The organism is Myxococcus eversor (genome assembly GCF_010894455.1).
In the GTDB taxonomy this organism is placed as follows: domain Bacteria; phylum Myxococcota; class Myxococcia; order Myxococcales; family Myxococcaceae; genus Myxococcus; species Myxococcus eversor.
In genome coordinates, this window is sequence record NZ_JAAIXY010000005.1 from 86,936 (window position 1) to 111,549 (window position 24,614).

The window sequence follows — 24,614 nt, forward strand, 5'->3', positions numbered from 1 at the left end:
TCCTCCGTGTGTCTAAGGTTCGGGGGCCGATATGCGTGCCATTCCCGCGCTCAGCCTCTTCGCCGTGCTGGCCTTCCCGCTGTGGGCGGGGGCGTCCGAGTCCATCTACCGCTACGTGGAGAAGGACGGGACCATCGTCTACACGAACGTGCCGCCCTCCGGCTCCAAGGCGGCGAAGAAGATGAAGGGCTCGTTCGCCCAGGCGCCCGCGAAGAGCTCGCCGGCGGTGGGCCGCAAGAACACGCCGCCGGACCTGGACCCGCACATCGCCGCGGCGGCACTGCGCTACCGCATCCCCACGGCGCTGGTGCGCGCCATCATGCACGCGGAGAGCAACTTCAATAAGAACGCCCTCAGCCACAAGGGCGCCAGCGGACTGATGCAGTTGATGCCGGCCACGGCGTCGGACATGTATGTGAAGGACATCTTCGACGAGCGCGACAACATCGAGGGCGGCGTGCGCTACCTTCGCGTGCTCGCCAACATGTTCGAGGGCGACATGGTGAAGATGATTGCCGCCTACAACGCGGGGCCAGACGCGGTGAAGCGCTACGGCGGCAAGGTGCCCCCCTACGAGGAGACGCAGGGGTACGTCCGCAAGGTGCTCCAGCTCTACTACCACTACAAGGAGCGCGAGCGGCCCGCCGAGAGCGGTCCCCGCGAGCCCACATCCCAGAATGACGACGCGCGTGAAGGGGCGGGCGGAGACGAGCCCCGCTGACGACGAGTTCCTCCAGCAGCTCCAGCGCGGTGGCGAGCTGCTGGCCGCCAACAAGGTCATCGAGTCGAAGGAGTTCCTGGAGCGCGCCCACCAGCTCCAACCCCGCAACGAGAAGGCGCAGAACCTCCTGGGGCTCTGCTACTTCAAGCTCGGCCTGTTCGACAGGGCGGCGGAGCTCTACGAGATGCTGGTGCGCGACAACCCGGTGGACCCGACGCTGCGGGTCAACCTGGGCCTGGTCTATCTGAAGACGAACGCGCTGCAGCGCGCGGTGCGTGAGTTCGAGACCGCCACCGACTTGTCCCCCGAGCACCAGAAGGCCCAGAACTACCTGGGCCTCGCCCTGGCGCAGATGGGCGAGTATGGCCGCGCGCGAGAGCACTTCCTGCTCGCGGGCAGCGACCAGATGGCGGACAAGATGTCGCGCGCCATCGCCGGGGAGAACTACTCCCGACCCACGCCCGCGCCCGTGCCGCCTCCCGCGCGGCCAGAGCCCCCCGCGCCCCCTGCTCGCGAGGTGGCCCGGCCGCCGCCCGCCGCCGTGGCCACGGCACCGAAGGAAGAGGAGATCCGCTTCGCGGAGGACGAGGGTCCCAGCGCGCTGGGCGACCGCGACGGTGACGGTGATGGCGGCCCGGTGCTCACCGCCGCGCCCGAGGAGACGGTGGATTTGGCGGAGGAGCCGCCTCCCGCCGCCGCGCCGAGCCCCCGTGAAGAGGCTCCCCGGGACGCGGCCACCGTGCCCACCCCGGTGCCGCTCACGAAGTTGCAGCTCACCAAGGTCGCCGCGCGAAGCCCCGAGGCCGCCGTCGCCGCGCCGTCGCCGAAGGCCGCGCCTCGCCCGGAGGCCGTGTCCTCCACCGCGCCGCTCTTGTCGGAGCTGGCGCCCTCGCTGTCCCTGGACGACGAGCGCGGGGGACGTCCCTTCGTGCTCGGCGAGGGGCGCTTCAGCGTGGCGGTGGAGGGGGAGATCCTGACCCGGTTGGACGGGGTGGTGGCGCTCCAGGGACAGGTGACCTTCCAGCCGGAGATGAAGCGCTTCCGGGGAAGGGCGACGGACAAGCCGTTTGGTGACGGGCCGTCGCGGATGGTCCGGGCGCGCGGGCGCGGGGTTCTCCACCTGGAGCCGGCCGACAAGCGCATCTTCCTGGCGGTGGACCTGGGTGAGGACTCTGCCTACTTCCGGGATGAGAACGTCTTCGCCTTCGAGGAGCCGGTGATGTTCGAGAACGGCCGGGTGCCGTCGGACATCGCCCCGGACCTGGACCTGGTCCACCTGCGGGGCCAGGGTCAGGTGCTGCTCAGCCTGCCGGGGCCGCTGCGCTCGGTGCTGGTGCGCCAGGATGCACCGGTGACGGTGCCCCTGACGCACCTGGTGGGATGGCAGGGCAACCTCACGCCCCGGGTGGTGCCCCTGCTCAAGTCCCCCTCGGGCGAGTCGCTGCGCACCGCGGTGGAGCTGGGGGGCGAAGGTTTTGCCCTGATCGCCCTCGGGGTTCGCTAGAAGAGCGCGCCATGGCCACGGACCGAGCGACCCGGAAGCAGCGCAAGAAGGAGGAGCGGGCGCGCCGTCGCGCGGAGCGCAAGCCGAGCCTGCTGGTGCAGGAGTTCTGGAACCTCCCCAACATGCTCACGTTGGGGCGCATCCTCCTCATCCCTCCCTTCGTCTGGTTCCTCTACGACGCCGACCCGCTCAGCTCCCTCTTCGCGGGCCTCGTCTTCGCCGTCGCCTCCATCACCGACGTGGTGGATGGCTACCTGGCGCGCAAGTGGAACATCATCACCGTGGTCGGCAAGTTCATGGATCCGCTGGCCGACAAGCTCATCGCCATGGCCGCGCTGGTGATGATGGTGCGGCTGGGGCGCATCGCCGCGTGGGTCGTCATCGTCCTGCTCGCGCGTGAGCTCATCGTCAGCGGCCTGCGCACCATCGCCGCGAGCGAGGGCATGGTCATCGCCGCCGGCCAGGAGGGGAAGTGGAAGACCTCCCTCCAGCTCGTGGGCATCATTTCACTCTGCGTTCACTACGTGCACCCGTTGTCGCTCGGCTCGTTCAGCACGCCGGTGGACTACAACCTCGTGGGCAAGGTGCTCGTCTACTTGTCCGGCGCGTTCTCGGTCTGGAGCGCCGTCGTCTACTTCCGCGCGTTCCTCGCCATGCTCGCGAAGCGAGGGGATGAAACGCAGGCTGCGAAAAGTGTTTGACGTGTTCGGAGGGCCTCTGTATACCCCACCTCACTTCGGACGCGGCGCCGACACGGGGCGCGGACGAGAGGGAAGTCGCGGTATCTGATGCGGGAATAGCTCAGCGGTAGAGCATCGCCTTGCCAAGGCGAGGGTCGAGGGTTCAAATCCCTTTTCCCGCTCCAATACGAAGGCCCCCTGGGAAACCAGGGGGCCTTTTTGTTTTGGCGCAATCACATGCATGACTGTCTTGTCCTCGGCGAGCCCGCAGGGCGGCGCGCTTGGAACAACGCTTCCTTGCCCTGGAGGGCGGGAGTGCTGGCGAGCGTGTCGGGCCCGCCTGGGTGACGGGCGGACAGTCTGGTTGCGTCGTGGAGGCGATGGGAGCGAGCGGCATCGGCTTGCCTCGCACGCACTCGGGCCTTGCTATAGAAGGGCCCCTTCATGATTCGCCTCGTCCGAGAACTGTACCAATACCGGGGCCTGCTCCTCAGTCTCGTCCAGCGTGAGCTCAAGGCGCGCTACCGCGGCTCGTTCCTGGGCTTCCTTTGGACGTTCCTGAATCCCACGCTGAACATGCTGGTGTACTCGCTGCTGTTCACCGTGATGATGCGGGCGAACACCCCCCACTACTCGTACTTCATGTTCGTGGGGCTCTTGCCGTGGATCTGGTTCTCCACGTCCCTGGGTGCGGGCGCGAGCGCCATCAGCGAGCGGCGCGACTTGATGACGAAGGTGCGCTTCCCGGCACAGGTGCTGCCCACGACGGTGGTGCTGACCAACCTCAGCAACTACCTGCTGTCCCTGCCGCTGATGCTGGGCCTGGGGTTGTTCCACGGCCAGTACCCCACCTGGCACGTCATCGCCTTTCCGGTGGTGGTCATCATCCAGCTCACCTTCACGCTGGCGATGACGTACATCCTGGCCGCCATCAACGTCACGTTTCGCGACTTGCAGCACATCGTCGGCAACCTCCTGACGATGTGGTTCTTCATCACGCCGGTGCTCTACCAGGCGTCCACCATCCTCGATGAGCGCGTGCGCTCGGTGGTGTTGGTGGCGAACCCGATGTCCAGCTTGATGCTCTCCTACCAGGCCATCTTCTACGAGCACCGGTTTCCGGACCCCTGGCCCCTGGCGGCGCTGGCCGCCTTTTCGCTGGCGCTGCTCTGGGGCGCCTCGATCCTCTTCGAATCCCGCCGCGAGGAGTTCGCGGAGTCCATCTGAGCCGTCGCCATGCAGGAACCCCTCGACGCCATTGTCATGCGCGATGTCGTGAAGAGCTTCCGGAAGAGGACCATCCGGGGCGAATACACGACCTTCAAGTCCGAGCTGCTGCGGTGGTTGCGCGGCAAGCGCCAGCCCCGGGAAGGTGGACTCATCACCGCCCTGCGCGGCATCACCCTGAACATCCCCCGAGGCAAGACGGTCGCCATCATCGGCCGCAACGGCTCCGGCAAGAGCACCCTGCTCAAGCTCATCACCGGCATCTACGCGCCGACCTCCGGCCACATGGAGATCAACGGCCGCATCTCCGCGCTGCTGGATTTGGGCGCGGGGTTCCATCCGGACTTCTCCGGGCGGGAGAACATCCTCATCAACGGCATCATCCTCGGCATGTCGCGCGCGGAGGTCCGTGAGCGGATGGATGACATCATCGCCTTCAGCGAGCTGGGCGAGTTCATCGACGAGCCGGTGCGGACGTACTCCAGCGGCATGTACATGCGGTTGGCGTTCGCGGTGGCCACGCACGTGGACCCGGACATCCTCATCGTCGACGAGATTCTCGCCGTGGGCGACGAGCACTTCAGCAAGAAGAGCATGGCGAAGATGACGGAGTTCAAGAAGCGCGGGAAGACCATCGTCCTGGTCACCCACGACTTGAGCACCGTGGAGCGTTGGTGTGACGAGGCCGCGTGGATCGACGGCGGCTACATCCGCCGCGTGGGCCGTCCGTCGGAAGTCGTGGCCGAGTACAAGCAGGCCATCGCCCTGGCGGAGGCCCAGTCCGTGGTCTTCACCCCTCCGGCGTTGACGGAGGACGGTGGCGCGCTGCCCCAGGTGAACGTGCCCGGCGCGGATGCGCCCGTGCGCCTCTCCGGCCTGAAGCTGGTGGGCCCCTCCGGCGAGGTGGTCCCCAACCTGACGCCCGAGGCCTCCGTCGAGGCCTGCGTGGACTTCTCCGCGAAGGGGCTGTGCGAGGACCTGGTGTTCGAGGTGTCGCTCCAGACGCTGGAGGGACGCGCGCTGTACGAGACGAGCACCCGGGTGGAGTCGGTGCCGCTGCCCAGGGAGCTGCCGGCCTCGGGGCGGGTGCGCTTCGTGCTGGAGCGCCTGGGGCTGCTGGCGGGCACCTACGTGTGCGAGGTGACGGCGCGCACGAAAGGGGGCATTTCCCGTGAGACTTGCACCTTCGTGGTGAGTTCTTCCGTGGCGGAGCGAGGGGTGTTCCGACCTGTGCACCACTGGGTGGTGGAGCCCGTCCCAGTGGCCGTGGCGCCCGTGCTCGCGGGCGTGGGTCATCCCTGAGCAGGGCGGAGGACTCGCATCGCGAGGGGGAGTAGCCGTGCGGCCGGCACGTGAACGAGAGAGGCGGTACGGCGGTGAAGACAGTGCTGGAGAAGCTCGCCGGTGACGCGCAGGCGCCCGATGCGGCGCCTGGGGCGGGGGACCTGGCCCGGATGGTGGCCGTGGTGCGCGCGCTGCTGGACTCGCGTCGCCCCTGTCTGCCCGAGGCTTGTGAGGAAGTGACGGCGCTGGAGGGCGCGCTGCGACTCTTGACGGCGCAACTCCACCGCGCGCGTCCGGACGGCGCGCATGCGCTGACCCCTCTCCAGGAGGCCGCGCGTTGGGCGGTGCCGCACGAGTTCGTCGTGCCGGACTCCCACCGTGCCGCCCGGCTGGGCAAGGTGGTGACGGCCACCAAGCGCGCCTTCATCGAGGGGCTGCAGCCCTTCCACGTCGAGTCGCTCCGGCCCCAGGCGGACTTCAACAAGGCCGTGCTGCGGGTGCTGGAGTACCTGACGGTGCACCGGAGCCTGGGGCTGGGCGAGGACCTGTCGTCGTGGGCGCGCGCGCAGCTCGAGCCCAAGGCGGACCCGACGCGCTGGAAGGTGGCGCGCTCGCACCGAGGGGGCGCGCTGGGCTCGGTGGTGGAGGCCGCCAAGCGCTCGTACCTCTCCGCGGCGGGGCCCATGCTGGAGGGGCTGCTGCGGGGACAGGCCGAATGGAACACCGCCATGGTGGAGGCCGTCGTCGCCGCTGCCGGTCCGCGTGCTCCGGATGAGGCCACCGGCGCGAAGTGGGTGGCGGACCTGTGCGAGCGCAATGACCCGCTGCGGCCGGAGGCGATGTCCCGGACGCTGCGCGCGGGAGCTCCGCTGTGGACGGAGCTGTTTCGCCGGCAGACGCGCTTCAACGAGCAGGCGGTGCTGGCGCTCGCGAGCGTGCTGGGGACTCGCACGCCTCCGCCCCAGCCTCCGGCGCTGGGCGACTACGAGGGCTGGTGTTCACGTCGGGAGCCCGGGGACATCGAAGCGGCGCGCGAGGCGCTGACCTCGCTGCCCACCCGACCCCGGGTGTCGCTCATCACGCCCGTGTCCGACACGCCCGAGTCCTTCTTCCGCGAGTGCGCGGACTCCGTGCGAGCGCAGGTGCATCTCGACTGGGAATGGGTGCTGGTCGATGACGCCAGCACGGCCCCGCATGTCGCGGCGATGTTGCGCGAGGCGGCGGCGCGGGACTCGCGCATTCGTATCGTCTCGCTGGGGCGGGGCGGGGACGTCGCCCGGGCGATGAACGCGGGACTGGCCGTGGCGACGGGCGAGTGGGTGGGCTTCCTGGACTGTGGCGACACGCTGGCGCCGCATGCGTTGGCGGAGGTGGTGCGGGCCACCTCGGCGGAGCCCTCGCTCGACGTCGTCTACAGCGATGAGGACCGGCTGGACGCGCAAGGACGGCGCACCGCGCCCTTCTTCAAGCCGGACTGGTCTCCGGACCTGCTGCGCTCGGTGAACTACGTCCGCCACCTCCTCGTCGCTCGCAAGCGCCTGCTGGACGAGGTGGGCGGCGTGCGCGACGGGTTCGCCGGCGCGTGGGACTTCGACCTGATGCTGCGGCTGAGCGAAGGCGCGCGCGGCATCGGCCATGTGGCGAAGGTGCTCTACCACGGGCGCGCGAATCCGGAGCTGCTCTCCAGCGCGTCGGCGGGACTCGCCGGGGCGACGGACGCGGGGGAGCGGGCGCTGCGCGAGCACCTGTCACGCAAGGCGGAGTCGGCCGAGGTGACGAGCCCCGCGCCCGACAGGTTCCGGGTGCGCTACCCGGTGAAGGGCACGCCGAAGGTCTCCATCATCGTCCCGTTCAAGGACCGGCCGGACCTGCTGGAGCTGCTGGTGCCGGGGTTGCTTTCGCGCACCACCTATCCCCACTTCGAGGTGTTGCTCGTCTCCAACAACAGCGTGAAGCCGGAGACCTTCGCCCTGCTGGAGCGGCTGCAAGACTCCCGGCTGGTGAAGCTGACGTGGGACTTTCCCTTCAACTACCCGGCCATCAACAACTGGGCGGCGAAGCAGGCCACGGGCGAGCTGCTCCTCTTCCTCAACAACGACATGGAAGTGGTGGACCCCGGCTGGCTGGAGGAGCTGGTGTCGCAGGCCCAGCGTCCGGAAGTCGGAGCCGTGGGATGCAAGCTGCTCTTCCCCGAGGGGACGGTGCAGCACGCGGGCGCGGTGGTGGGAATCACCGGCATGGCGGGACATCCCTTCTGGCGCCTGCCGGATGGCCCCATCTCCACGCCGTTCGGCCACACGGAGTGGACGCGCAACTGGCTGTCCGTCACCAGCGCGTGCGTCATCTTCAGGAGAGACCTCTTCGAGAGCCTGGGCGGCTTCGACGAGCGCTTCCAGGTGTGCGGCAGTGACGTGGACATCGGCCTGCGGTTGAACCAGCGCGGGCTGCGGGTGGTGTACACGCCGCACGCGCGGCTCATCCACCACGAGTCCGCCAGCCGGCGCGCGGACGCCGTGCCGGAGTCCGACTACTGGCGCTCGTATGTCTCCTATCGCCCGTGGCTGGGCGAGAAGGGCGACCCCTTCTACAACCCCAACCTCTCGCTGCTCGGCACCGACTGCACGCTGCGCCAGCACGCGGAGACGGGCGAGACGCTGGCCCTGCGCACGTTGACTCATGACGTGCCCAGCGCCCAGGACGCGGCGATGGAGGCCCGGGCGCTCGCCCAGCGCCACCTGGTGGAGCACCTGGGCGAGCTGGACTTCACGCCGGAGCAGGCGGCCGAATCGCGCGCCTCGGCCCCGGTGGCGCTGGCGGCCCTGCGCTCTCGCGGCGAGGTGCGCACGGCCTCCTGGTTCATCCCCGCCTTCGGCCACGTCTACGCGGGCATCCACACGCTGTTCCGCTTCGCGGACTTGATGCACCGCCGCCACGGCGTGCGCAGCGACTTCGTCGTCTACGACAAGCCCGGCGCCAGCCCCGGCGACTTCGAGGCGCGCGCGGCCACCGTCTTCCCGGAGGCGGCGGGGGCCTTCCGCGTCCTCTCCGGCGCGGCGGACCTGGCGCGGCTGCCCGCGTGCGATTTGGCCATCGCCACCTACTGGACGTCCGTGTACCAGGTGCTGCGCCACCCGAGCGCGGGCGTGCGCGCGTACTTCGTCCAGGACTACGAGCCCATGTTCTTCGCGGCGGGCACCCAGTCCGCGCTGGCGGAGCAGACGTACCAGCTCGGCTTCCAGGGCATCTTCAACACCCCGGGCCTTCGCGACACGGTGCGCGCGCTGCACGGCATGGACGGCTTCGCCTTCGAGCCCGCGGTGGACGGCGCGCTCTTCCATGCGCGGCGCCCCGCGCGCAGGGGGCCCGTGCGGGTCTTCTTCTACGGGCGCCCGGGCAACGAGCGGAACGGGTTCGAGCTGGGGCTCGCGGCGCTGACGCGGCTCAAGCACGAGCTGGGCCCGGCGGTGGAGATTCTCACCGCGGGCGCCGAGTGGCATCCGGAGTCCTACGGCGTTCGGGGCCTGGTGACGAACCTGGGCGTGCTCCCCGCGGAGCGCACGGCGGCGCTCTATCGCGAGTGCGATGTGGGACTGTGCTTCATGTTCACCCGACACCCGTCCTACCTGCCGCTGGAGATGATGGCGTGCGGCATGGCGGTGGTGACCAACGACAATCCCGCCAATCACTGGCTGCTGGAGGATGGAGGCAACTGCTTGCTGGCCGCGCCAACGCCTGCCTCCGTGCTGGCGCGTCTGCGGATGGCGGTGCTGGACGCCGACCTGCGCACCCGCCTGGGAGCCCGCGCCGCCGAGCGCGTGCGGCGCACCACCTGGGAGCAGCAGGTGGACCAGATGATGGCGCACTTGCTGACGCGGGAGGTTGGAGCGGCCCGCTCGGCCGCCGATTGACGGAGGTCACTCGGGGCCCGCTCGGCTGGCAAGGGGGCGGGCGGATAGCCGAGAATGCGGAAATCGCCAATGCGTCCAAGGTCCTCCCTGGGCGCTTTTACTCTTCACTTACAGCACGTCCCTTGCCTGACTGCCGCCAGGCATGGGAATGGTTGCGATGCTGCGGAAAATCCCGCTGGCAACCCTCTTCGGTCCATGCAGGCGGCGTCATTCACATCGGCACATGTACAAAGATATCAAGAGAGAGGGCCCGAATGGGGACGCGGCCCAGATGAGCGACAGTCTCCATTTCTGGAAGACGACCAGCGGCCACTCCTACCGGGAGCTGGTGCGGGTCCGCGAGGGGCAGGGCAACGCCGCGTACGGTCAGCAGGAACGCGTGTTGACCGCGCTCATCCGCTCCGAACAGCGCCGGTTGGACCGCCCCCTGTCCGTGCTGGAGTTCGGCTGTGGCTTCGGCCAGCACGCGACGTACCTCTCCCAGCTCTCCCATGTGCGCTACCACGGGTACGACATCTCGGAGTCGATGACGGAGCCGCTGCGCCTGGAGCCTCCCGCGTCGCTGCGCCCCGTGGAGGAGCGCATCTTCTGTGGGGATGACCCGCTCACCGCGGTGGGGGCCCGGCGCTTCGACGTCGTCTTCTCCGTCTCCACGCTCGTGCACAACCCGAGCGAGCGCATCACCGCGCTGCTGGAGACCATGGGGCAGCTGGTGCTGCCTGGCGGCATGCTGGTGCTGGTGGAGAACCCGCTGATGCCGACCAGCGTGTGGGACCCCGCGTGTCATCCGGGCTCCTGGCTGCACGCCTTCGCGGACCTGCTGCCGGAAGGGTGGGACCTGCACCACGGCCCCGGCCTGGTGGAGACGAACGACGTCTACGTCCTCAAGCGCCACGCGGGGCAGGGCCGGCGCTACTTCCAGCTCTTGGGGCCCGAGGCTCCGCGCGACGAGTCCCAGCCGCTGACGCTGGAGGCGCTGCACGCGCGCGCCATGCCTCGGCTGCTGGAGTGGGCGGCCCGGGCCAACAAGTCGATGACCGCGCCCGTCGCGAGCAGCGAGGCGAAGGTGGTGGAGCTGACCGAGCGCCTGGCGGCGGAGTCCGAGCGCTTCGCTCGCCGTCAGCGGCTCCAGGGCCTGTCCGACGACCTCGCCCGCCTCCGGGCCTCACGCGCGCCGTTCCCGGACGCTCCGACCCCGCATGCGGCGCCGCCACATTCCGTCCCCGGCTTCATCCTCAACGCCTCGCTGGACACGCGCTGGTCCGCGGAACTGCCCCAGTTCAGCAAGCTGATGCATGTGTTCCATCAGGACTGGCACGGCATCCGCGCCGCCGCTGGCTACCTGCCGGGACAGAAGCTGGCCATCACCTCCGAGCGCGTGCTGGATGAGCGCGAGCTGCGCGCGGCGATTGAACTCGTCGAGCGCAGCGGGTGCCGCCAGGTCATCCTCCACGGCTACTCGTCCAACGCGCGTGACTTCGTGGTGTTGCTGCGCCGGGTGCTGGGCGCGTCGGTGCGCATCCTCGCGCTGTGGCATGGCTCGTCGGCGCAGTTCCATTACTCGTTCGAGCTGGACTGCTTCGCGCAGCTCATCGACCTGCGGCGCCGTGGCGTCATCGACGCGCTGGCGACCGTGAAGCCGGGCATGCACCTGCTGGCCCCGGAGGTCTTTCCGAAGACGGTGCTCAACCTGCCTCCCAGGCTGTCGGAGGCCGAGCGCATCGCTCCGACGCGCCGCCTCACTCGCGCCGCGCTCATCCCCACGCCCAACGACTGGCGGAAGAACTTCTTCACCAACCTCTTCGCCTGCCAGGCGTCCTCGCGCATCGACGACATCTACGTCACGGCGAGCTACCGGCTGCCGGACGTCATTAAGAGCCGCCGCCGCATCCATCAGGTCGCGCGCCCCAGCCGCACGGAGCTGTTCGACCTGGTGCGCCGCTGCGACATCGTCCTCAATGCCTCCCTGTCGGAATGCCAGCCGATGACGGGACTGGAGGCGCTCGCGCTGCGCGTGCCGTGTATCTACGGGCCGCTCAGCCTGGGCGAGCTGGACTCGCATCCCTTCCAGAAGCTCGCGCAAGTCTCGGGCGTGGACTCCGTGGAGGTGGTCGCCGCGGCCATCGAGCGGATGGTGGCGCTGCGCGAGCGCTCGCCCGGGGAACTCACGGAGATGATGGTGGACTACGAGCGGGCCCTCACCTTCGAGGCGATCAAGGTCCTCGAGGAGTTCGTCCAGTCATGAGTCCGCGCCGAGTCTGTCTCGTCACGGACGAGATCTACCCCTTCACCCCGGGCGGTATCGGCCGCGTCCTCCACAACCTCATCGAGGACTCGCTCCGACGCGGGGACGGCGTGGAGTTCCACGTGCTGTTCCCCTCGCACACGACGGTGAAGCCGCGTGAGGTGGAGCGTCACTTCCAGAACAGGGTGAAGGCGCACGTCGCCCCGGCCCGCCGCGAGTGGGACACGAGCTTCGACGAGGGCGGTGTCTATCCTCCGCCTGGGGCGTTCACCGACACCGTCTGCCACGCCCAGTCGATGGAACTGCTGCTGGAGCTGCGCCGGCTGGAGGAGGCCGGAACTCGCTTCGACGTCATCGAGTTCCCGGACTACCGAGGCTGGGCCTTCTGCACCATCCAGGAGAAGCTGCTCGGCTGTGGCCTGGAGGGCGCGCGGGTGGTGGTTCGACTGCACTCGACGGGCGGGATGCTGGCGCCTTTCGAGCGCCAGTTGCTGAACTGGGAGCACATGGGGCAGTTCGAACTGGAGCGCAAGGCGCTGCTCGACGCGGACTTGGTCATCGCCCACATCCCTGGCGTCGCCGAGCTGAACTGCTCGTTCTACGGCTTCCCTTCGACGTGGCTGGACAAGGTGGTGCGGGAGTTTCCACCCGTGGCCACGAAGGCGGCCCCGGTGCCGCCGCGCACGCAAGGCGAGCCGGACCTGCTCTTCGTCACCAAGATTCAGCAGATCAAGCGCACCGATGTGTTCGTCCGGGGCGCGGCTGGGTTCATGCGCCGCTTCCCGGAGTACCGAGGCAACGCGGTCCTGGCCTGCCATACCGCCAGCGCGGCCTACCTCGCGTACGTCCAGGGGATGATTCCGGAGGACCTGCGCTCTCGCTTCCTGTTCACCGGTCCGAGCAAGGACCGCGACGCGCTGATGCGGCACGGCATCGTCGTCATCTCCTCCGACTACGAGTCGCTCAACCTCACCGCCTACGAGGCCTCCGGCGCGGGTGCCACGCTGGTGCTCAACGGCGCGTGTGTCGCGTTCGCGCCGGGGAGCCCCTTCAAGGACGGGGTGAACTGCTACACGTACGGCGGCTCGGTCGAAGGGCTCGTCGACGCCCTGGAGCGCGCGTGGCGTACTCCGGCGCTGCTGCCGGTGGAGTGGACCGCGCAACCTCCGTACTGGGAGACCGCCCGCGAGCAGCCCGCGACGGCCCGGCTGGCCTCGAATGGCGCCCCGCCTCTCGTCAGCGTCCTCATCACCAACCACAACCTGGGGCGCTTCCTCCCGGAGACGCTGGCGAGCATCGCCGACAGCAACTACCCGGAGATTGAAGTCATCATCGTGGATGACGCCTCGACGGGCGCGTTCGACCACGAGGTGCTCAACCGCATCGAGGAGGCCACCGCCTCCGGCGCCAGCGGCGTGAAGCTCATCCGCAACGCGATGAACCGGGGCCTGCCCGCCTCGCGCAACATCGGCCTGCGCGCGGCGACGGGGGACTACATCCTCCCGCTGGACGCGGACGACTGCATCAGCCCCACCTTCATCCGCATGGCGGTGGAGGCGCTGGAGAACCACCGGGAGTTCGACGTGGTGGTGCCCGCCACGGGCTACTTCGACTCCGACGAGGGCCGGGCGCAGCGGCGCTTCATCGACTACGCCCTCTTCATCGGGGACTGTCCCTCGCTGGGCATGGTGGCCAACCGGTTGGCCTGCGCCACGTCGCTCATGCGCCGCTCGGTGTTCGAGCACCTGCGCTACACGGAGGAGATGACGAGCTACGAGGACTGGGACCTCTACCTGCGCCTGGCGCATGCGGGGCACCGCTTCCTCGTCACCAACGCGCTCCACTTCCATTACCGGCGGCGCAAGGGGTCGATGATCTCCGGCGTCAACCCGCGACGGCATCAGGAGCTGGTCTTCCAGCTCCACCAGAACCTCCCGCGCCCGTTGCCCTCGGGCGTCCAACTGGCGGCTTTCATGCTCCTGGCCTCGCCTCCCCACGGAGCGTCCGCGGCGCCCATGGCGGTGGCGGCGGGTGACGAGGTGCCGCTGCGCTATGGCGTGGTGGATACCCTCAACTCCACGCTGAAGCGCCTGCCGATGATGCACCGGCTCCTCAAGCGCGCGGCCAGTGGCCTGACGCCGGAGGGCGCGGAGGAACGGCCCACGCGCTACGCGCTGGTGGACCTGCTCAACCGCACACTCAAGGCGATGCCGGTGGTCCACCCCACCGTGAAGCAGGTGGTGAAGACCACCAGCAAGCTGGGCATGGGGCGCCGCTGAGCCGCGCTTCGCTCCCGTGACGGAAGTCGTCGTGGTGCCCGCCTCGCGAGTCGGGCACCACGGCGGGGATGCCGTTCAGCGGTCGGTCCGGGACTTGCCGCTCAGCCGGTCCGCGAGCTGATGCCGCAGGGGCCGCGCGTCCCCGTTCGAGCCCACCACCCACGAGACGGCGCCGCGCAGCGTGTGGTGGACGAAGTCCATGCGCTTGAGCGTGCCGTTGAGCCGGTCCACGACTCGGGTGAGCAAGGGCCGGGGGATGGCCGCCGCTGCCTGGGCGAGGAGCCGTGCCTCCTGCTTGCGGGCCTCTCCTCGGAGGATGCGAACCGCGCGCTCGGGATGTCGCGAGAGTCCCGGGTGCTTCTGGTTCAGGTAGGCCAACAGCCCATCGCGCTCGGAGACGAGCGACGTGCGTGTCATCGAGTCCAGCCGCACGCGGTAGTAGAACAGGCTCTCGGGGATGACAGAGCCTTCGAGCCCCCGCTCCGCGAGTGAGCAGAAGACGTCCCAGTCCTCGAACCCGGTGAGCCACTCGTCGTAGCCGCCGACCTCCTCGACGAGTCGACGCTCCATCAGCGCGGTGCAGGTGGAGGCCACGTTGGCCACCCAGAGGGCATCGCGCTCCATGCCCCACGGCACCCAGCCGCCCGTCACGCGGGTGGCGTCGTCGACGAAGTAGTTCACCTGCGACGTGGCGTAGCCCAGCCCCGGCGTGCCCTCCATCACCGCGACGGTCTTCTCCAGGAACGTTGGAGCGATGAGGTCGTCCGGGTCCAGGGGCAGGACGTAGTGGCCGCGGGCGTGCTTCAGCCCCGTGTTGCGGGCCGCGCTCAGTCCGCCGTTGCGCTGGCGGATGATGCGCAGGTCCGGAGCGCGGACCCGCTCGAGCATCTCGATGCTCTCCGCGTCGGTGGAGCCGTCGTCCACGAGGACAATCTCGTAGTCGGTGAAGGTCTGCGCGCGGATGGAGCGCAGTGTCTCCGGCAGGTAGTGCCCCATGTTGAAGTAGGGCACGAGCACCGACACGAGTGGCGTGTCGGACCTCGGCTTGACGCGCGTGGGAAGCACGCGGTGGCGCATGTCCGCCACGGACTCCACGGCGGCTTCCACCTGCTTCACGATGCTCGCGGGAGCGCAGTACCCGGCGATGCGGGCAGGGGCCTCGCGGCGCGCCGTCTCGCGCGGCGTGGGGTGCGTCAGCGCCATCTCCAAGGTGTCCGCCAGATGGGCCACGTCTCCCGCGCGGAAGAGCAGGCCGCTGCGACCATCCTCGATGAGCTCCGCCATGCCGCCCGCGTTGCCGCCCACGACGAGCGCGCCGGCGGACATGGCCTCCAGGCATCGGTGGGGGAAGTTCTCCCACAGCGCGGGGAAGCAGCACGCGGTGGCGTCCGCGAGGGCGACGGCGAGCCCGGGAGTGGAGCGCGCGAACTCGAACTCGATGCGCTCGCGCCACATGGGAGAGATACGGCGCTCCAGCGAGGCGCGCATGGAGCGACCCGCCGGCCCCGTCGGAGTGTCTTCACCGATGAGCAGGAGCGTCGCGTTGATGCCCCGCGCGAAGAGCATCTGCATCGCATCGACGAGGAGGTGGACGCCCTGCCGGTGCTCCAGCGGGCCGAAGTACAAGACCTGCGGTCGGCCTTGCTCCGCGTGCGCGGGACTCTTCGAGACGTCGTGAGGGAAGGGGTGGGGAATGACGACACCCCGGGTCTCCAGCTTCAGCCGCGAACGCACCTGGTCAAGCAGGGCGTGGGTGGGCGACAGGACCAGGTCCGCTTCGCGGATGGAGGTGTCCTCCATGTACTCCCAACGGGCCAGGTCCATATCCAACGAGGCGGAGCCGTTGAGCGCCCGAAGCTCGCGGGTGGGCGTGTGCAGCCGCACCGCGAGCACGGCGGAGGAGAAGTGGCCCAGCGTGCGTCGGGCCCTCAGGGCGAAGTAGCCCTCGAAGTCGCGCTCGGGGAACTCGATGAAGTCGAAGGCGTGACGTGCGTGCAGCTCGCGCAGGGACGAATAGACATCCATGGCGTGTCGCATCTGCGCGAAGGGAAAGGCGCCAGCGAAGGCCGAGTCCATCTCCGAGTGGACCGCGTGCACCTGGATGCCGGGCCACAGCGTGGCGGCGCGTTCGAGGCCCGCGTGCGGCGCGGTGAGGACATGCACCTCATGGCCCGCATCGGCGAGCGCGCGACTCATCAGCGCCGCATATGTGCCGATGTCGCCTCCGAGGAAGGGGGACAGCTCTCTGGAGACCAGGCAGATGCGCACGGAGACCTCTAAAAGAATGGCTATCGCCGACTGGAGCGGCGACGGGAGGGGCCACCCGATGGCCCAGGGGGACGCTCGGGAGCCTCGTTGCTCGCGCCTTGTCGTCGTGGGGCCCGTGACGATGTATCCGCGCCGTCCGTCTCCCGCGAGGCATGCGTGGACGCGGCGGAGCTGACCGCCCCCTGCGAGGCGTGAGGCGAGGATGAGGCCTTGCGGTCCGTCTTCGGTGAGGGCGACTGCTGCTCCGTGCGCTTCGTCGTCGACGAGGCTGGGGTTACCCCGCCAGCGGCCTCATGGGTGGCGAGGCTCCGCGCTGTCTCCTCCATGCGCGCGAGACGGCGCTCCACGTCCTGCCGCCAGGTGGCCTGGGTGCGCGCGTGCTCACGCTGGACGTCATGGATGGTGGCGAGCGCATCCAGGATGGACTCGTTGAACTCCACCTGCTTGCGGAGCGTCTCGTTGATGAACGGCTGGAAGGCGAGACGAAAGGCCCGCTTCGCGAGCACGAGCGCCAGGCCCGACAAGCCGCCACGGTGGGACGTCACCGGCCCGGCGTAGCGACTGTCCATCTTCCCGCGAGCCTCTTGCAGCAGCGCGGGCCAGGGCGTCGAAGTGGCGGGCCGCGCGGAGGCCTCCAGCGTCTGGCGCAGGGCCTCGCGTGCTTCAGCGGTGGGCTCGGGCAGCTTCTGGGTCTCCTTCGCCACGGCCTCGGGCGAGGGAGCACGGGTCAACAAGTCCTCAGCGCGCACGTGCGTCACCTCGAACGAAAGAGAGTCCTTCCAACAGCGTCATGACGGCCTCGTCGGGGCGTGACGGCTCCAGCATCACCAGCCTGTCACCCAGGTGACGGCGCGCGGGCTCCAGCACCGTCGATGGATGCTCGGCCATATACGTCCCCAAGGCCCTCGCGCCGACGTGCGGCATGAGCGCCTGGGCCGAGAGCGAATCCACCCCCACCAAGATGACCGCCGCCGGTGACACGCGCACCGCGGTCTCCAGCGAAGAGGAGCCCGGCGGCACTCCAGGTCCTCGGCCCACGGGTTGGTCTGGCGTGAAGTGCCACACGGCCACTCCATCCACCTGCTCGGGGCCGCTCTCCAGCGACGCTTCGGCACCGCGAGGTCGGAGCGCGAGGACTCGCGCACCGGGCAGTCGCTCCGCCAGCTGACGCGCCAGCCGAGACGCCGCTTCCTCGGGGCGCACGGTGTATCCCGGGCACACCAGCTCCACGGTGACGTGCCCGCGCGAAGCCATGGAAGCGGGCGCCTGAGTCGAAGGCGTGGTCAGCATGGCCTCGAATGCCTCACGGACCTGCTCGGCCACGCGCGCTTGCGAGAGCGCCTGGAGCCGTGCCCGCTGGGCCTCCAGCACCTGCGCTCGCAGGCCTGGGCTCCGGTCCAACACCGCGAGCAGCTCCGCGACCTCCGCCGGGTCGTCCGACAGCGTCGCGAGCCCCGCGCCGCCCATCGTCTCCGGCACGGCCGCCGCGCCGTAGGCGACGACGGGCACGTTCCGGTACATCGCCTCCAGCAAGGGCACGCCAAAGCCTTCGTGCCGGCTCATGGAGAGATACGCGGACGCGGTGGCGAAGCACGCGGAGAGCTGCGCCGCGCTCACCCGACCCAGGAACAGGACGCGCTCCGCGCCGAGCACCTCCTTGAGTCCGTGCAGGTACGCGCCATACGCGCCATCCCGATGCAGATACCCGGCGACGACGAGCCGGCTGCGAGGCTGGTACAGCCGCTGGTACGCGGTGAAGACGCGCAGCACGTCGTCCACCTTCTTGCTGGGCACGGCCCTGCCGACGAAGAGGACGTTGGCGCAGCCGTCGCTCAGCTCCGCGAGCAACCCAGGGTCCGGCGCCGTGTCGAAGGCGCTCCAGTCGATGGCGAACGGCAGCGTCGACACCGACGCGTAGCCCGCGGCCACCAGCTCCTCGGCGCTGAAGCGCGAGTAGGCGAACGCCCGCTCGACGTGGGGCCGCAGCTCCAGCAACTCGTCCCGGGCCGCGTCGCATGCGGCGGCGACCTTGCGCTCGAACCCCTCGAACAGCCGGGCAGGCGTCACGTTGTGGTACACGAGCACCTTGCGACCAGGCGCCCGGGCGATGAGCGGCACCAGTCGGGACTGGAAGCTGTGATGCACCAGCAGCACGGAGTCCGGGCGGGCGTGCTTCTCATGCTCGCGGACGTGCCGGACCTGGTCCTTGCACGCGTCATCCCAGTCCTCGGCGTAGATTTCCGAGGCGAAGCCCCAGCTCCGCAAGAGGCCCTGGAGGTAACGCACCTGGTTGCCCACCGCGTCTCCCCAGGCGAGCCGTGGGAGGAACTGGTGGACGGCCCGGGGGCCCGACGCCAGGGGGCTGTGTCTGGATGCGCTCACGCCCGGCTCCCTTAGCGCCGCGAGGGGGAGCACACAAGCCCGAGCCCCCTGGCGCCTTGACCGTCGACGACCCCTCCGATACGCAGGCACCCTCTCTGAGCACTCGAGGCCCGCGGCACATGAACGTATTGGTGACAGGAGGGTGTGGCTTCATCGGCTCCAACCTCGTGAGGTACCTGCGGCGCGAGCGACCCGAGTGGACCGTCGTCAACCTGGACCTGCTCACCTACGCGGGCAACCTGGAGAATCTGTCGGACCTCGAAGGCGACCCTCGCCACGTCTTCGTCCGAGGCGACACCAGCGACCGCTCGCTGGTGGAGCCATTGCTGTCCACGCACGCCATCGACGCCGTGCTGCACCTGGCCGCCGAGAGCCACGTGGACCGCTCGATTCTGGGGCCGGAGGTGTTCATCACCACCAACGTGCTGGGCACCCAGCGACTGTTGGAGGCCTGCCGCGCGCAGCGCGTGAAGCGCTTCGTCATGGTCTCCACGGACGAGGTCTACGGCTCGCTGGGCCCCACGGGCGCCTTCACCGAGTCCTCGCCGCTGCAGCCCTCCAGCCCGTACTCCGCCAGCAAGACGAGCTCGGACCTGGTGGCGCTCGCGTACCACCACACGTTCGGAATGGACGTCGTGGTGACGCGGTGCTCGAACAACTACGGGCGCTACCAGTTCCCGGAGAAGTTGATTCCGCTCATGGTGGTCAACGCGCTGCACGACAAGCCGCTGCCGGTCTACGGCGATGGCGCGAACGTGCGCGACTGGCTGCACGTGGAGGACCACTGTCAGGCGTTGCTGCGTGCGCTGGAGCAGGGCAGCGCGGGCGAGGTGTACAACATCGGCGGCGGGGCGGAGCGGCGCAACATCGACATCGTGAAGGCCATCCTCGGGCTGGTGGGCAAGCCGGAGTCGCTCATCCAGTACGTGAAGGACCGGCCAGGACATGACCGGCGCTACGCCATCGACCCGTCGAAGATTCGCGCGGAGCTGGGCTGGACGCCCGCGCATACATTCGAACAGGGGCTGGCGGAGACGGTGCGCTGGTACGTGGACCACCCCGCGTGGTGGCAGCGGGTGATGAGCGGCGAATATCGGCAGTACTTCGAGACGCAGTACCGAGGCCGTCTCCAGGGGAGGGCGTGACATGCGCGTGCTCGTCACGGGCTCCAACGGTCTGGTGGGCAGCCGCGCCTGTGTGCTGCTGGAGAAGCAGGGCCACACGGTAGTGGGACTGGGCCGAGGGCCCCGGCGCACGGGCGGCGAGTACGGCTACGTGTCCGTGGACCTGACGCGCGAGGCGGACGTCGCCGGCGCGCTGGAGGCCGCCGCGCCCGAGGTCGTCATCCACTGCGCCTCCATGACGGAGGTGGACGCCTGCGAGAAGGACCCGGAGGCGGCCTACGCCGGCAATGTGGATGCGACGGCGGCGGTGGCGCGTGGGGCTCGCAAGGCCGGCGCGCACCTGGTGCACGTGTCCACTGACTACGTCTTCGATGGCGAGGCGGGCCCCTACGACGAAGCCGCGACTCCCAACCCGCGCGGCGTCTACGCGGTGACGAAGCACATGGGTGAGCAGGCGGCGCGGGTGCTCGCGCCCGGCTGCGCCATCGCCCGGACGGCGGTGGTGTATGGCTGGCCTCCGGTGGAGGGGCGGCTCAACTTCGGCGCGTGGCTGGTGACGAATCTGGAGAAGGGGCAGCCCGCGCGGCTGTTCGAGGACCAGGTTGTCTCGCCCAGCCTCGCGGACAACGTGGCGGCGATGCTGGTGGAGTTGGGGGAGCGCAAGCTCGGGGGCGTGTGGAATACGTGCGGCGGCACCGTCGTCGACCGCGTGGCCTACGGACGGGCGCTGTGCGAGGTGTTCGGGTTCGACGCGAAGCTCATCGTCCCCACGCGCATGGCGGAGCTGAAGCTGCCCAGTCCCCGTCCGCTGAAGGGCGGGCTCAAGACGGACAAGGTCCGTGCGGAGCTGGCGGCGAAACCCCTGGAACTGACCGAGTCGCTGACGCGCTTCCACGCGACGTGGAAGGCCGCGCGCGGGCACTGACGTCGAGAGGTGGACATGAAGGGCATCATCCTCGCAGGCGGCTCGGGCACGCGGCTGTACCCACTGACCCGGGTGGTCAGCAAGCAACTGCTGCCGGTGCACGACAAGCCGATGATCTACTACCCGCTCAGCACGCTGATGCTGGCGGGCATCCGCGACGTGCTCATCATCTCCACGCCGCAGGACCTGCCGCGCTTCCGGGAGCTGCTGGAGGACGGCACCCAGTGGGGCATGCGCTTCGAGTACGCGGAGCAGCCCCGGCCGGAGGGACTGGCGCAGGCGTTCGTCATCGGCCGCGACTTCGTCGGCGAGGACCCCGTGTCGCTCGTCCTGGGCGACAACATCTTCTACGGGCACGGACTCAGCAGGCTGGTGCGCGAGGCCGCGAAGCGCACGGCGGGCGCCACCGTGTTCGGGTACTACGTGAAGGACCCGGAGCGGTACGGCGTGGTGGAGCTGGACGCGAACAACCGCGCGGTGAGCCTGGAAGAGAAGCCGCTCAAGCCGAAGTCGAACTACGCCGTCACCGGGCTGTACTTCTACGACAACCAGGTGCTCGACATCGCCGCCGCGCTCAAGCCGAGCAAGCGGGGCGAGCTGGAGATCACCGACGTGAACGCCGAGTACCTGCGTCGCGGACAGCTCGACGTGGAGCTGATGGGGCGTGGGTACGCGTGGCTGGACACGGGGACGCACAGCTCGTTGATGGAGGCGTCCAACTTCATCGAGATCATCGAGCGGCGCCAGGGCCTCAAGGTGTCGTGCCCCGAGGAGATTGCGTACCGGATGGGCTACATCGACGCGAAGCAACTGGTGACGCTGGCGGAGCCGATGCGGAAGAACGAGTACGGGCAATATCTGATGTCCGTCGCGGAGAACCGGGGCGCGGTGTCATGAAGGTGACGCCGCTGGAGATTCCGGACCTGTTGCTGGTGGAGCCGAAGGTCTTCGGTGACGACCGGGGCTTCTTCATGGAGCTGTTCCACGAGAAGCGCTACGCGGACGTGGGCATCCCCGGGCCCTTCGTGCAGGACAACTATTCGCGCTCGGCGCGGGGAACGCTGCGCGGACTGCACTTCCAGGAGCCGCGAGGGCAGGGGAAGCTGGTGCAGGTGTTCGCGGGGAGCGTGTACGACGTCGCGCTCGACGTCCGGCGCGGCTCGCCAACCTTCGGCCAGTGGGTGGCGGTGGAGCTGTCCGGGGAGAACCGCCGACAGCTCTGGATTCCGCCCGGCTTCGCCCACGGCTTCTGCGTGACGAGCGACACCGCCGACTTCCACTACAAGTGCACGACGCTGTACGCGCCGGAGACGGAGCGCTGCATCGCGTGGAACGACCCGGACCTCGCCATCCCCTGGCCGGTGTCCGAGCCGTTGCTGTCCCCCAAGGACTTGCGCGCGCCTCGCCTCAAGGACGCGCCGGTGCTGCCCTCGCTGTAGCTCGGGGCGAAGGCAGCTCGGGGGGCTTCTTCAGAAGGCGCCGCCCGCGCGCAGGTTGATGCCGAACTCGAGGTAGCCCTTGAGACACAGCATCATGTGCATCCAGCCACCACAGTTGTCGTAGGACGCCTCGATGCCCTTCGCGTCCGTCTTCCAGCCGGACTCGCGAATCTGGACCAGCGTGTTCCGCTCGTCGATGGGCTTGAACAGCATCTCCACCAGGGTGTTGTAGCCACCGCCCGCGGCCTCCCACTCGAAGGCGATGCGCTCGTCCTTCGCCACGGTGCGGATGACGACGTCGTGCTCGCCCGGCACCTCCGCGAACCGCCACTTCACCGTCGTGCCCTCCACCATGGGCGCGCTGGCGGCCTGCACGAAGTACCCGCTCAACTTCTTGGGGTTGATGACCGCGTCGAAGACCTCGGCCACCGGCTTCTGGATCTTCAACTGCACCTGGAACTTCGGCTCCATGGAGCTTCCTCCCGCTGGGGTTTCGTCGAACGACATGTTATACTTCTATAACATGTCACGGGAAGCCCAGGACGACCAGATCTTCAAGGCGCTGGCGGACGCGCGGAGGCGGGCGATGCTGGACTTGCTGAAGACCGCGCCGCGGACGACGGGCGACCTCTGCGAGCACTTCGCGGCGTCCCTGGACCGGTGCACGGTGATGCAGCACCTGGGCGTGCTGGAGCGCGCGGGCCTGGTGATTGCCGTGCGAGAGGGGCGCAAGCGATGGAACTACCTCAACGCCGCGCCCTTCAAGGAGATCCACGACCGGTGGATCTCCCCCTATGCCGCCGAGGCGGTGAGCCTGTTGGCCCGCTTGAAGAAGGACCTGGAGGAGGACTGAGTCCTCCTCGCCATGTCGGCTACAGGCTCTTCAGGAACTCCACCAGCTCCGTGCGCTGCGCCGCATCCGGCACGTAGAAGGGATGGGGCGCCTTGTCACCGCGCATGGGGTCCACCAGCGACGTCAGCCCCACCACGGAGCTGTCATGGAGGAAGCGGTCCTTCCTCCCCAGGTCGAGCAGCAGCGGCATGGCGGAGCCACGCGGCTCGCCCCGGCGGCTGGCATCCACGACGACGGTCTTGTCGTCGAAGATGGTGGACGGGTCATTCTGGATGGGGTCGAAGGCGATGGGGCGCACCCCGGCCTCGGCGGGACGCTCCGCGAGCACCGTGGGGTTGTAGCCCGGGAAGATGGACTTCATCGGCACGATGAAGGACGGGACGCGCTTGCTCTGGGCCACGTTGTGGCAGCGGGTGCACCGCGCGGCGAACTGCTCCTTGCCGCGCGCGGCCAGGGTGGCGTCGAAGGCCCCCGGTGCCGGCGCCGCGAGGCCGTCGGTGTACGCATTCAAGTCCCTCAACGCGTCCTCGCTCACCCGCAGGCCCACCGGGGCCTCTTCCGTCCCCGCCTTGTCCGCGGTGACTTGTGTCGCGGTGATGTAGGGGAAGCCCTCGCCCACCACGCCTCCCTTTCCTCGGACCTGGGTGTCCTTGAGGATGGTGAGGTAGTCATCCGCCAACTCGTTGCCCGCGGCCTCGTCGAGCAGGGCCCGGAGGAACGCTCGCCCCTCCGGCGTCACCAGGCTCGTCGGGTCCAACAGCACCGTGTAGACGAGGTTGTCGAAGTTCTCGAGCCGGGCGATGTCGCCGGGAGTTCCCCAGGGCGCCGCCAGGTCCGTCCGGAAGAAGGGCGCGATGTGCTGCTGCGCGCCCGTGCCGTCCGGCGCGTCATCGAAGGTCCCCAGCGGATAGAAGGCCGGGTTGCCCACGAGCGCATCGACCTGCGCCTCGGTGGACGTCTCGGTGAGTCCCTGGTCCGACGGCGCCCGGCCAATGGACTTGTTCCCGAAGGCGGCGAACTTCACCTGGAGGAGCGGGAAGAACGCGCGCGTGTTGGCGGCGAGTGCGAAGATGCCACCGACGTTGAGGTTGTGCGGCGTCGGCCCGTCGACCTGCTTGCCGATGGAGCCGCCCCCCAGGTTGTTCGGAGACTTCACCACCGAGCCATCGGTGATGGCGTGGCACAGCGCGCAGCTCACGCCGACCTTGTCACCGGTGGCGACGTCCAGCTTGCCATCGCCGTTGCTGTCCTTGACCACGACGCCAATCACCGCGTTGGCGTTGAGCAGCGCCAGCGTGGTGGCCGGGTCATTGAGCAGCGGCCCGCTGGTGCCCTGGGCGGCCAGTTCGTTCGCCACCGCCGTCTTCGTGGCGGCGTCCAGCGCGTCCACGTTGACGCTCAGGCCCGCTTGCAGCGCCTGCACCGGCGTGAGCTTCGCGGCGACGATTCCCGCGGGCAGTCGCGCCGCGTCGGTCCAGAAGCCCTCGTTGCCGAAGGTCTCGAAGCGGAACACCTGCTGACCCTTCGTCGCGTCTCCTCCCGTCAGACGCGGCAGGTCCGGCCCCTGGTCCGCGGGGCCCTCCTGTGTCTGGTTCTGATTGACCGAGTCGCCATTGTCCTTGCTTTTCGAGCAGGCCCCCTGCGAGGTGGCCAGCGCCGCGGCGAGGAATACCCAGCCGACATGCCCGTGAGTCTTGTTCATCCCGTCCCCCAATTGCTGACGCGCTTCAAAGCGCGCTGCTATTGAGGCACTGCGCGCACACAAGGCACGGGCA

Annotated in this window: 18 protein-coding genes and 1 tRNA gene; 14 read left to right on the forward strand and 5 right to left on the reverse strand. The window is 69.1% G+C overall.

All coding sequences use genetic code 11. The annotated features are described in order from the left end of the window. The first annotated feature begins 31 nt into the window (after positions 1-31). From G4D83_RS11870 to G4D83_RS11910, 9 genes are all read left to right on the forward strand, one after another. Complete coding sequence (locus G4D83_RS11870; protein WP_163864840.1) at positions 32-721, forward strand: lytic transglycosylase domain-containing protein; 690 nt, start codon at positions 32-34, stop codon at positions 719-721. Further along, positions 678-2,225 carry a tetratricopeptide repeat protein gene (locus tag G4D83_RS11875; protein WP_163864841.1) on the forward strand — a complete coding sequence of 516 codons (1,548 nt, stop codon included), beginning with the start codon at positions 678-680 and terminating at the stop codon, positions 2,223-2,225. The genes G4D83_RS11870 and G4D83_RS11875 overlap by 44 nt, the downstream gene beginning before the upstream one ends. An 11-nt stretch (positions 2,226-2,236) precedes the next feature. Continuing rightward, positions 2,237-2,926 (forward strand): CDP-diacylglycerol--glycerol-3-phosphate 3-phosphatidyltransferase, encoded by a 690-nt coding sequence (pgsA, locus tag G4D83_RS11880; protein ID WP_163864842.1) that lies wholly within the window; start codon positions 2,237-2,239, stop codon positions 2,924-2,926. A gap of 89 nt (positions 2,927-3,015) precedes the next feature. After that, positions 3,016-3,090 (forward strand) — tRNA-Gly (locus G4D83_RS11885). A gap of 259 nt (positions 3,091-3,349) precedes the next feature. Further along, a complete protein-coding gene (locus G4D83_RS11890; protein WP_163864843.1) occupies positions 3,350-4,132 on the forward strand; it encodes an ABC transporter permease in 783 nt (260 codons plus the stop codon). A 9-nt stretch (positions 4,133-4,141) separates the two neighbouring features. Further along, positions 4,142-5,434: an ABC transporter ATP-binding protein gene (locus G4D83_RS11895; RefSeq protein WP_163864844.1), complete on the forward strand. Its 1,293-nt coding sequence runs from the start codon at positions 4,142-4,144 to the stop codon at positions 5,432-5,434. Between the two features lie 50 nt (positions 5,435-5,484). Continuing rightward, entirely contained in the window at positions 5,485-9,324 is a 3,840-nt protein-coding gene (locus G4D83_RS11900) for a rhamnosyltransferase WsaF family glycosyltransferase (RefSeq protein WP_275902363.1), read from the forward strand. A gap of 271 nt (positions 9,325-9,595) precedes the next feature. Further along, entirely contained in the window at positions 9,596-11,569 is a 1,974-nt protein-coding gene (locus G4D83_RS11905) for a class I SAM-dependent methyltransferase (RefSeq protein WP_163864845.1), read from the forward strand. Then, on the forward strand, positions 11,566-13,848 hold the full coding sequence (locus G4D83_RS11910; protein WP_163864846.1) for a glycosyltransferase: 2,283 nt from the start codon (positions 11,566-11,568) through the stop codon (positions 13,846-13,848). Before G4D83_RS11905 ends, G4D83_RS11910 begins: the two co-directional genes overlap by 4 nt. Before the next feature lie 75 nt (positions 13,849-13,923). On the opposite strand, the gene G4D83_RS11915 is transcribed toward G4D83_RS11910, so the two are convergent. From G4D83_RS11915 to G4D83_RS11925, 3 genes are read right to left on the reverse strand one after another with little or no spacing between them, the layout of a single operon-like run. Next, the gene (locus tag G4D83_RS11915; protein ID WP_240356286.1) at positions 13,924-16,116 is read right to left on the reverse strand and encodes a glycosyltransferase; all 2,193 of its coding nucleotides are present in this window, start codon (positions 16,114-16,116) and stop codon (positions 13,924-13,926) included. Between the two features lie 20 nt (positions 16,117-16,136). After that, the gene (locus G4D83_RS46020; protein ID WP_240356287.1) at positions 16,137-16,865 is read right to left on the reverse strand and encodes a hypothetical protein; all 729 of its coding nucleotides are present in this window, start codon (positions 16,863-16,865) and stop codon (positions 16,137-16,139) included. Continuing rightward, positions 16,855-18,498 (reverse strand): glycosyltransferase, encoded by a 1,644-nt coding sequence (locus tag G4D83_RS11925; RefSeq protein WP_420826629.1) that lies wholly within the window; start codon positions 18,496-18,498, stop codon positions 16,855-16,857. Before G4D83_RS11925 ends, G4D83_RS46020 begins: the two co-directional genes overlap by 11 nt. A 119-nt stretch (positions 18,499-18,617) precedes the next feature. Here G4D83_RS11925 and rfbB point away from each other — a divergent pair, with 119 nt between their 5' ends. The 4 genes from rfbB to rfbC are packed head-to-tail and all read left to right on the forward strand — an operon-like array spanning position 18,618 to position 21,986. Beyond that, positions 18,618-19,643, forward strand: coding sequence for a dTDP-glucose 4,6-dehydratase (gene rfbB / locus G4D83_RS11930; RefSeq protein WP_163864847.1), 1,026 nt, complete (start codon positions 18,618-18,620; stop codon positions 19,641-19,643). Position 19,644: 1 nt separating this feature from the next. After that, positions 19,645-20,547 (forward strand): SDR family oxidoreductase, encoded by a 903-nt coding sequence (locus tag G4D83_RS11935; RefSeq protein WP_163864848.1) that lies wholly within the window; start codon positions 19,645-19,647, stop codon positions 20,545-20,547. Between the two features lie 15 nt (positions 20,548-20,562). Beyond that, the gene (rfbA, locus tag G4D83_RS11940) at positions 20,563-21,444 is read left to right on the forward strand and encodes a glucose-1-phosphate thymidylyltransferase RfbA (protein ID WP_163864849.1); all 882 of its coding nucleotides are present in this window, start codon (positions 20,563-20,565) and stop codon (positions 21,442-21,444) included. Beyond that, entirely contained in the window at positions 21,441-21,986 is a 546-nt protein-coding gene (gene rfbC / locus G4D83_RS11945; protein WP_163864850.1) for a dTDP-4-dehydrorhamnose 3,5-epimerase, read from the forward strand. The genes rfbA and rfbC overlap by 4 nt, the downstream gene beginning before the upstream one ends. A gap of 30 nt (positions 21,987-22,016) precedes the next feature. Here the strand turns inward: rfbC and G4D83_RS11950 are convergent, their stop codons facing one another. Further along, positions 22,017-22,493, reverse strand: a complete 477-nt coding sequence (locus G4D83_RS11950) for an SRPBCC domain-containing protein (protein ID WP_240356288.1) — start codon at positions 22,491-22,493, stop codon at positions 22,017-22,019. On the opposite strand from G4D83_RS11950, the gene G4D83_RS11955 reads away from it, so the two are divergent. Then, on the forward strand, positions 22,492-22,839 hold the full coding sequence (locus G4D83_RS11955; protein WP_240356289.1) for an ArsR/SmtB family transcription factor: 348 nt from the start codon (positions 22,492-22,494) through the stop codon (positions 22,837-22,839). The genes G4D83_RS11950 and G4D83_RS11955 overlap by 2 nt on opposite strands. Before the next feature lie 19 nt (positions 22,840-22,858). On the opposite strand, the gene G4D83_RS11960 is transcribed toward G4D83_RS11955, so the two are convergent. Next, positions 22,859-24,541 (reverse strand): hypothetical protein, encoded by a 1,683-nt coding sequence (locus G4D83_RS11960; RefSeq protein WP_176436186.1) that lies wholly within the window; start codon positions 24,539-24,541, stop codon positions 22,859-22,861. Positions 24,542-24,614: the final 73 nt, after the last annotated feature.

What these genes read in the sequence shown, in the direction of transcription:
- G4D83_RS11955 (WP_240356289.1), top strand. Translation starts at nt 22,492, where the DNA reads ATGTTATACTTCTATAACATGTCACGGGAAGCCCAGGACGACCAGATC.
- pgsA (WP_163864842.1), top strand. Translation starts at nt 2,237, where the DNA reads ATGGCCACGGACCGAGCGACCCGGAAGCAGCGCAAGAAGGAGGAGCGG.
- G4D83_RS11935 (WP_163864848.1), top strand. Translation starts at nt 19,645, where the DNA reads ATGCGCGTGCTCGTCACGGGCTCCAACGGTCTGGTGGGCAGCCGCGCC.
- G4D83_RS11895 (WP_163864844.1), top strand. Translation starts at nt 4,142, where the DNA reads ATGCAGGAACCCCTCGACGCCATTGTCATGCGCGATGTCGTGAAGAGC.
- G4D83_RS11875 (WP_163864841.1), top strand. Translation starts at nt 678, where the DNA reads ATGACGACGCGCGTGAAGGGGCGGGCGGAGACGAGCCCCGCTGACGAC.
- rfbA (WP_163864849.1), top strand. Translation starts at nt 20,563, where the DNA reads ATGAAGGGCATCATCCTCGCAGGCGGCTCGGGCACGCGGCTGTACCCA.
- G4D83_RS11905 (WP_163864845.1), top strand. Translation starts at nt 9,596, where the DNA reads ATGAGCGACAGTCTCCATTTCTGGAAGACGACCAGCGGCCACTCCTAC.
- rfbC (WP_163864850.1), top strand. Translation starts at nt 21,441, where the DNA reads ATGAAGGTGACGCCGCTGGAGATTCCGGACCTGTTGCTGGTGGAGCCG.
- rfbB (WP_163864847.1), top strand. Translation starts at nt 18,618, where the DNA reads ATGAACGTATTGGTGACAGGAGGGTGTGGCTTCATCGGCTCCAACCTC.
- G4D83_RS11950 (WP_240356288.1), bottom strand. Translation starts at nt 22,493, where the DNA reads ATGTCGTTCGACGAAACCCCAGCGGGAGGAAGCTCCATGGAGCCGAAG.
- G4D83_RS11870 (WP_163864840.1), top strand. Translation starts at nt 32, where the DNA reads ATGCGTGCCATTCCCGCGCTCAGCCTCTTCGCCGTGCTGGCCTTCCCG.
- G4D83_RS11960 (WP_176436186.1), bottom strand. Translation starts at nt 24,541, where the DNA reads ATGAACAAGACTCACGGGCATGTCGGCTGGGTATTCCTCGCCGCGGCG.
- G4D83_RS11890 (WP_163864843.1), top strand. Translation starts at nt 3,350, where the DNA reads ATGATTCGCCTCGTCCGAGAACTGTACCAATACCGGGGCCTGCTCCTC.
- G4D83_RS11910 (WP_163864846.1), top strand. Translation starts at nt 11,566, where the DNA reads ATGAGTCCGCGCCGAGTCTGTCTCGTCACGGACGAGATCTACCCCTTC.